Here is a 6,618-nt window from a genome sequence, read left to right as displayed (position 1 = left end):
ATTATCGAAGCGGACGGTTTGATATGTTGGTGTCTATGTCGGATAAAGAACTTAAACGATTGTCGGTCTTGCAGGAAATCTGCGATCAACGCATAACTCAATCCCAGGCTGCTCAGCTACTTCATATTTCAGAACGTCAGATCAGACGCTTACTGCAGAAATACAAAGCTCAAGGCCCAGTTGCATTAGCCCATGCTGCACGTGGTCAAATCAGCAACTCCAGGCTTCCTGAAGAACTCAGACTCAAGTGCCTCAATATTGTTTCGGATCAACTGCATGGTTTCGGACCCACTTTAGCGCATGAAAAGCTCACTACCATTCATGGATTCGACATCTCGGTGGAAACACTACGTTCCTGGATGATTGCAGCTAATTTATGGATTCCTCGCTCCAAACGCCTGAAACGCCCGTATCAGCCTCGTTATAACCGGGACTGTTATGGTGAACTGATCCAAATTGATGGCTCACACCATGACTGGTTTGAAGGACGCGCTGCTAAATGCTGTCTGCTGGTATTTATCGATGATGCCACAGGCAAATTGCAGCATTTACGCTTCTGTGAATCAGAATCAGCCTTTGACTATATGATTTCGACACGCCTGTATGTCGAACAGCACGGTAAGCCTTTAGCGTTTTACAGCGACAAACATTCAGTCTTTAGGGTGAATCAAAGCAGTAAGAAAGACACCAAGATTACCCAGTTTGGACGCGTGCTCAGTACCCTCAATATCGATATCATCTTCGCTAATTCACCACAGGCCAAAGGCCGTGTAGAACGAGCCAATAGAACGCTTCAGGACCGTCTGATCAAAGAAATGCGCCTGGAAGGCATCTGTTCGATTGAACAAGCGAATGCCTGGCTACCCTGCTTCATTGAGCAATTCAATCAGAAGTTTGCCAAGATGGCCTTTAATCCCAAGGATCTACACCGGACTGTCACTGAAACAGCCGAAGAATTAGATGATATTTTTACCTGGCGTGAACCCCGCAGAGTCACGAACAGCCTGACCATTACTTATGATAAATGCGTATATCTCCTGGAAAACACGGAAGAAAACCAAAGATTGATTGGCAAGTATCTTGAGTTCCTTGAATACCCGGATGGTACAGTTGCAATTGAATATCAGGGTAGAAAAATCAATTACAGCATCTTCGACAAATTAAGCCAGCTGAACCAGCGAGAGATTGTTGAGAATAAACGTTTGGGTTCTGTATTGGCCCATATTCAACAACAGCATGAAGAATTAGAACAGCAAAACAAACGGAATCGTTCTCAAGCTATGCCACGTAGACGTGCACAGAAAACAGCAATTCAAAAACGAAATCTGAATCCTGTGCTTGACTTGGAAATGTCGGTATAGGACATTTCTATTTGGTTTTAAGGTAGGACATTTCTACTTAGGAATAACATTGCATGTTAGAACCTATTCAAAGTCCGTATTTAATAGCTTCTCTTAGCGGATTTACTCATTTTCAAGCACTTGTAAGTAAAGCTCATCCGCTTTTTGAGCAATGGCTTTGCCATTCTCACGCATTTCTAATTCTTTAGCTACATAGGCTTGAATCGGTATGTTGTAATAGCCACCACCATAGTAGTCTTTAATGAGTTTCAAAGGCACTTCCACACCATATTCATCAAAAAGATTACGTCTGTAATTATATTCATGGATCGTATCCGCATAGGTCGGCAATCGGGGTAGATAGGTCAAGTGTGGTGTAGCAATTTCCATCTGCATCCATGTTTTCTGCTTCTTAGACCTGTACTTTAAAAAACGCTGTGCAAAATGGATAATCTGCCCTGCTTGGGAACGGCTTGCTTTGAAAACAGACCATGTTTCAACCATCAGGAATAGATTTTTAATGTCGGCTCGGTTCTTCTCTGCTAGAGAACTATTTTTTTGACTAGCCAATTTATTAATAGAATCAGTAAATTTAGTTTTAATTTTTTCAATACTTTGCTTTGTATATCGCCAAGTCCACGTATAAGCCCTTACTCTGTCTTTGTAGTCTTTTTCATCACCCAAGATGAGCTGTTTATAAGTCTTATGCGTATCTCTAAAAAGCTCCATAGTCACCAGGGCAGTAGGTTTGACAGCAATTGGATTTTTTAAGACAAATTGTTTTGGCTCATTATCTTTGAAGTAGTCTGCAATCAAGGTCTTTTCTGCTGAGATCGAATCAAGATCCCACTTAAAGCCTTTGTACTTCTCTTTAAGAGTCTGAATCTTCAAACGCTCCGACTCTTTGGCAAGTTTATTAATCTCAATACCGTTGAAAGTATTGAAATCTCTACTTGTAGGCGTAGTGAATAAGCAATACAGAAACCATTTATTTTCATTAAAGACATCTCTTTGCACGATCATCGTGCAAATAGGATGACCCTTTTCTAGGCGGTAAGAACGCTGTCTTGGTGAAATACCCAACTCATAACGCTCTGTCATCTTATCCAAAACGGATTCAATGGATTTCTTAGAACTGTCGTACTCAAAGCTGAAATAAAAATATGCGCCATTGGCAACATGGTCAGCGAGCCGTTGCATTGTAAATTTTGTGTGTGGACTAAAAATTATCATCCAAAATATTTCCAATCATTGTTATCAAGGGTTAATTCACAAAATACGCTGTTTTTTGATCAAAAACTAGCATTGTAATCGAGTAAAAGGATTTTTGGTTTTTAGCTGTTTTTTGCTTTTTCCATAGCGAAGCTATGGTGAACTTGCGAAGCAAGTTTTAAGGACTTCTAGACGGTGTTTGTAAGAGGGTAATAAGTAGTTCCATGCGAACGCACCTAGACAGCATATTTTTTGTGCATTATGATTTTCTCATCAGTTGTGAAGTGTGTCTGACCAACGCACCTAAAAGACCTAACCGTTTTTTAGTGTGCCGTTAGGCACACTAAAAATTTTGATTTTCAACAGCTCACAGTGGAAAGGTTGACAGCCTGAAAACTGCTTGACGAAGCGGACTGCTGCGGAAACGTAGCTCGGTACGCTTTGATGAGGGCTGATGAGGGGTGGCTTTTGCCTACCCTCAAATTCTACTCAATCCACTTCATTGTTGGTTCTTGAAGTTGGGCGACAAGGAAACGGAATCACCGAAAGGTGGCGAATGGGTTAAACCCCATTCTAGGCTGAAAGGGCTGAAATCCTGCTTTTGAAGAAATAGTGAGTGAAATCCATAGATGGAGAGTAGCGTTAATAACTACCGTTCTTCGCTGAATCTTTATGGTTTGGCGAGGTGCGTGGCACACACGATGGCTTCTGCGGTATTCGAGAGGGTACAGGCGATCAAGGTGAAAGCTGGCGAGAGTGGCACTTTTGGGTCAGGTGGTGAATTTGTCGTGATGACATTCCATTTTGGCTCGAAAGGTCGATGTATAGCTTAAACGTGTTAAAGGTGGGGAGAGATCCTCATCGACTGTGCTAAGTAAGTGTTCTACCCATGATGATATTTTTTAAGCTGCGGAATCGGTATTTTGGAACTGCGTACCGAAAAGCAAGGAAAAGGTTTAGAAAATTAGTGGATGAACGTACTGCTTGTTAAGACTTCAATAGATAACTTGGGACGCACTTTTATGTCATTAGGTTTTGTCACCTAAGTTTTTGAATAACTAAATTTTTAGTTATCGACATAGATGTGTTGGAGCGATCTTTAGTAGCGCATATAAGGCAGATTTTTGCCGAAGTTGTACTGTAATAATTCTGAATAAGTTGTTGTTTTTATTTGTAAAATAGATAGTAATCTATAATTACAGGTAAAATTGATAATCAATAAGAATTTTCTTTTGAGTTGTTTTATCAAAAGTTGGTTAAAAAACCATAGCTACCGTTGTCAGAAATGACTTGTTAAGGGAATCGTGGTTTTGCGAAAGAGTGATGTTGAGGCTACAGGGGACTGTAGTTGAGTGTGTTACTTCTTGCATGGTAAAAGTGCTTGAAGGCTGTGAATTTAATGTCACAGGGAAATCAAAAAGGTTAAATGGGGATTGGTCTCCCCTGCTGTTCGAGTTGGTCGCTCGGACTAAACTAAACTTCTGAAGACATAGTTTTTCGAGGTTGTTATCCACCATAGGATAAATATTTTCTGATTTTATGAATAAAATTAGCGTTTTAAAGTTTGGTGTTGGTTGGTTGGCAATCGGCACTTCGACAAAATTTTACGGTGCATACGTTATAAGCATTTTTTAGACCCCCTCGGATATTCTTGCCAACAGAATATCGAAACGAGGTGGGTTGTCTAAATGCTCACCATTTGCGTTTTAAGGCACTTTAAACTAAAACCTATAGGTAGAATAGGAATGACCAATAAAACGCCAAATACAGCAAACCATGCGCTATAAATCCACATCTCTTGGTGTATCTTGCTCTCGATCTGTCATAAAATCTTCTAACCCTGTTGGGTCATCATGGTTTTTAAAGAACTCCTCCCAAGTTACTTCACAAAAGACACCATCTTCATTGGCTCTAAACCATCGTGGTTTGTTGAAGTTCTTCATCGAGAGAGAAACCAAATCTTCATCTTTTTTATCTTTGCTCATCTCAGATCCTCTTTAGCGAGTGTCTACGAGCGACACAACGAAAATTTGCGCCTAGACTCCCTGAAAAACTGCTTTTTAAAATATTTGCTTCAACAAATTGAAAGTAGATCACATGCTGATCTTTGCACCTAGACCGAGCGAAGCGAGCATAAAAAACTTATGAGCGAAGCGAATTCCGAGTTGCTTTTGCCTTTTCTTAAAGTAACAAGAATATTAACTAAAAATTGCCCCACGAATCGAGCGAAAGCGAGATTCAATAGAGTTTGAGCGTAGCGAAAACCAAGGGCAATTTTTCATTTATTTTTTCATTTACTAATTTTAAAAGCTTTATTAAAAGCTTTTAATAGCTTTTAAAAAGCTTTTAAAAAGCTTTACGGCCAGTCTCAATGTATTGCTATATCAGTGTTTCAGACACTAAAGTGGGGGCGAAATGTTAGGTTTTTGACTTTAAGTGGGGGCGAAATGTTAGGTTTTTGACTTTAAGTGGGGGCGAAATGTTAGGTTAGTGGGGGCGAAATGTTAGGTTAGTGGGGGCGAAATGTTAGGTTAGTGGGGGCGAAATGTTAGGTGGTAATCAAGATATGCTTGACTTAATAAGTGGGGGTAAGTAGCATTGAAAATACCACCACATAATAGAAGAATAGTGATTTTAGATGGCTGTATCATTAAAGAAAATTAAAAATTTTGAGGAACATGACAAATCTCTTTTTCCTCTTTCAGCACCTGCCAAACGTTATCCAAAAGACTATGCTGTCTTTCAAAATATTTTCTGGCAATTGAAGCATGAGAAATCACCAAAAGACGATATTCTAAAATTGCTATTCTTTTTTAGCCCTAAAGTTCGGCTAGCATCAGATCCCAATGAAACAACAGAATTCACTGTAACAGCTAAAGAATATGCTGAATTGACGGGCTTAAAGCCAAGCAGTGCTTATGTAGCCTTAAACCGAGTAGTAGATGCTCTCTACGACCACAGTGTAGTTTTTTATCATCCTGGAAAAGATCGAGATATTCGAACAAGACTCATTAGTACATGCTCATACAAGGATGGATGTTTTTATATTTCTTTCACGCATTTTGCCCTATACATTATGTATGTTTTTAATAAACAAAATTCGTATACAAAATTTAAAGTTAAATCGGCTGTTGCCTTACATGGTCACGGTTTAAAACTTTACCCATTCTTGGTACAAAATGAATTTCGGTCTAATTTCGATGTATCCATCAAAGAATTAAAAAGTGCTTTAGGTCTGGCAGAAAATTCATACCCAGAATATAGAGATTTCAAAAGTACTATTCTTAAACCCCACATTGATGACATTAACTCTAAAACAGAACTTACTATTGAGTTTAAAGCAGTCAAGAAAGAAGGACGCAAAGCTAGTCATGTTAATTTTATAGTTAGAAAAAAGAAAACTATTGGAGCTAATCAACAAAGTGAAACTGGTAGTAACCAAGAGCAAAATAAAATAACTGCAAAAATGGTTTATTTAACGATAATTCAAAGTGAAGAATTGAGCTTGAGATTCAAAGAATCTGGTGAGACTACAGACGAATTAGTAGAAAGAATAAAAATTGATTTTAAAAATAACGAAGGTAATAGATGGATTGAAAAACTAGCAGAATTCAATATCGACTTTACTATTGAACAAAAAGTTTGAAAAATTGCTGCTATACCTAGAAAAGTACGATTTAATTCAAAATAAGATATATGTTCAGCTAAGATGTTCAGATGAACATGCTTAAACACGCGCTGAGGGATTACATTGAACAAAACAAAATTTAGCATAATGGACGCAAGTAAAGCTTTTAAAAAATCAAGAACAACAATCTATGAATCTATAAAAAGTGGTGAATTATCAAGAGATCATGATGGACTTATAGACTTATCGGAACTTATCAGAGTTTATGGCAATCCAGTCAGTGTTCAGTCCAGTACACGTACTGAACAAGTCCAGAAGGATGTACAGGTACACGTTCAGTCTGAAATTGAAAATGTATTAAAAGATCAAATTTCTTTACTCAAAAATCAGTTAGATTTAGCAAATCAAAGAGAAAAGTCTTTGATGCAACAACTTGAA

Annotated in this window: 6 protein-coding genes; 4 read left to right on the top strand and 2 right to left on the bottom strand. The window is 38.4% G+C overall.

What is annotated here, in order from left to right:
• Nucleotides 1–35: 35 nt before the first annotated feature.
• Nucleotides 36–1,361, top strand: coding sequence for an ISNCY family transposase (locus FTV42_RS14935; RefSeq protein ID WP_180009761.1), 1,326 nt, complete (start codon nucleotides 36–38; stop codon nucleotides 1,359–1,361).
• Nucleotides 1,362–1,463: 102 nt separating this feature from the next.
• On the opposite strand, the gene FTV42_RS14930 is transcribed toward FTV42_RS14935, so the two are convergent.
• Nucleotides 1,464–2,540: a hypothetical protein gene (locus FTV42_RS14930; RefSeq protein WP_225531288.1), complete on the bottom strand. Its 1,077-nt coding sequence runs from the start codon at nucleotides 2,538–2,540 to the stop codon at nucleotides 1,464–1,466.
• Nucleotides 2,541–3,241: 701 nt separating this feature from the next.
• On the opposite strand from FTV42_RS14930, the gene FTV42_RS14925 reads away from it, so the two are divergent.
• A complete protein-coding gene (locus FTV42_RS14925) occupies nucleotides 3,242–3,385 on the top strand; it encodes a hypothetical protein (RefSeq protein WP_180015695.1) in 144 nt (47 codons plus the stop codon).
• A gap of 948 nt (nucleotides 3,386–4,333) precedes the next feature.
• Here the strand turns inward: FTV42_RS14925 and FTV42_RS14920 are convergent.
• Nucleotides 4,334–4,537 carry a hypothetical protein gene (locus tag FTV42_RS14920; protein ID WP_004968112.1) on the bottom strand — a complete coding sequence of 68 codons (204 nt, stop codon included), beginning with the start codon at nucleotides 4,535–4,537 and terminating at the stop codon, nucleotides 4,334–4,336.
• A 653-nt stretch (nucleotides 4,538–5,190) separates the two neighbouring features.
• Between FTV42_RS14920 and FTV42_RS14915 the strand changes: the two genes are divergently transcribed.
• Both FTV42_RS14915 and FTV42_RS14910 read left to right on the top strand, forming a co-directional pair.
• Nucleotides 5,191–6,198: a replication initiation protein gene (locus FTV42_RS14915; protein ID WP_004967300.1), complete on the top strand. Its 1,008-nt coding sequence runs from the start codon at nucleotides 5,191–5,193 to the stop codon at nucleotides 6,196–6,198.
• A gap of 105 nt (nucleotides 6,199–6,303) precedes the next feature.
• On the top strand, nucleotides 6,304–6,618 hold a 315-nt coding region (locus tag FTV42_RS14910), incomplete at its 3' end, for a plasmid replication DNA-binding protein (protein WP_257223463.1).

The organism is Acinetobacter sp. YH16052 (assembly GCF_013417155.1).
Lineage (GTDB): Bacteria > Pseudomonadota > Gammaproteobacteria > Pseudomonadales > Moraxellaceae > Acinetobacter.
The sequence above is the reverse complement of the archived record's forward strand: the minus strand, read 5'-3'. Positions and strand labels throughout refer to the sequence as shown.